At 42.0% G+C, this 1010-nt stretch carries 3 protein-coding genes; 2 read left to right on the top strand and 1 reads right to left on the bottom strand.

Going from position 1 to position 1010, the window contains the following annotated elements; translation table 11 throughout:
- Positions 1 to 274 precede the first annotated feature (274 nt).
- Positions 275 to 418 (top strand): hypothetical protein, encoded by a 144-nt coding sequence (locus tag ASV53_RS25670; RefSeq protein WP_189337964.1) that lies wholly within the window; start codon positions 275 to 277, stop codon positions 416 to 418.
- A gap of 76 nt (positions 419 to 494) precedes the next feature.
- Here ASV53_RS25670 and ASV53_RS24155 read toward each other — a convergent pair whose 3' ends face one another.
- Positions 495 to 692 (bottom strand): hypothetical protein, encoded by a 198-nt coding sequence (locus ASV53_RS24155; RefSeq protein WP_094959010.1) that lies wholly within the window; start codon positions 690 to 692, stop codon positions 495 to 497.
- A gap of 115 nt (positions 693 to 807) precedes the next feature.
- Here ASV53_RS24155 and ASV53_RS24160 point away from each other — a divergent pair, with 115 nt between their 5' ends.
- Positions 808 to 957 carry an AAA family ATPase gene (locus ASV53_RS24160; RefSeq protein WP_094959011.1) on the top strand — a complete coding sequence of 50 codons (150 nt, stop codon included), beginning with the start codon at positions 808 to 810 and terminating at the stop codon, positions 955 to 957.
- The last annotated feature ends 53 nt before the right edge of the window (positions 958 to 1010 follow it).

Consider the following 1010-nt stretch of genomic DNA (forward strand, 5'->3'; position numbering starts at 1 on the left):
TGCAAAATGAAGTTATGCGTTTACGCACTTCATATCAATATCTGCTCGTTGTTTTTCGCCGCTTATTTTAGGCGTTACCCGACTTGGTTGAGTTCTTTTTGTGTACTTAACTCCGCTGTCGCTGTGAACTGGTCAATTTCAGAAGTATTCGTATGCAGTTAGAATCGTTCGTCGTTCATAGCGGCTTCTTGTTTTTAAACATCTCAACGACTTGCGTGAATGTTCGCTGGTAACCGCGCCAACTTCTGTATTGGTTTTTAACCATGATTCGGCCGTGGCGGTTGGTGCTCCGTGTACTCAACAGTTCTTGAATTTCTCAGCTATTGTTGCACCATCATCGAGGAATGCCGCTTTCAATATTGTTGTCGGTGCGTTGGCAGGGAAGTGGTTACATTTTGGTGATTACCGTAAACAGTAATTTTGTGGGCGTTGTTCGCGGCTTTAGTTTGGCTGCGTTGTTATCAATTTTATCGCAAATGTAAGGTGTGGCTTCACTAGGTAAACCGTAGTGCTAACATCATCGTTGCCGCTATTTTGCGGGTAAACGCGTAGTAATTTTCGTGGTTATAGTTTTGAATTTGCCTGCCTTGAGTTGTGTGTTTGTCGCGCTTAATCAGCGCAGTTATTAACTGCTCTTCATCATGGCAGGCAAGCTGCTCTAGCCAAGTCGAACGGCCGGGTAACAAGGGCATTAAAGTGACGCTTAACACTCGGCGGTTTTGGTTTGAAATGTATTTGGTTTTGTAAGTTCAGCGTTGGCGCACCTTATGCCAAGGCGTTATACAAAATAAATAAAAAGGAACATAAATGAAACTTAACATGGTTATAAATGAAATAAAATCTATTAATCATTTAGAAATTGACTTACCAATTGAAAAAGGGCTTTATGCAATAACGGGTCAAAATGGTTCAGGGAAAAGCACAGTTGTTACAGGCTCTGTTCAGCAACTTAGTTGAGAGCCCAGCATCCAGCGATTCTCTCTGTGAATGTAGCCTTTGATAGTGAATCA

Origin of the sequence: Photobacterium sanguinicancri (assembly GCF_002265265.1) — a bacterium.
Classification (GTDB): domain Bacteria; phylum Pseudomonadota; class Gammaproteobacteria; order Enterobacterales; family Vibrionaceae; genus Photobacterium; species Photobacterium sanguinicancri.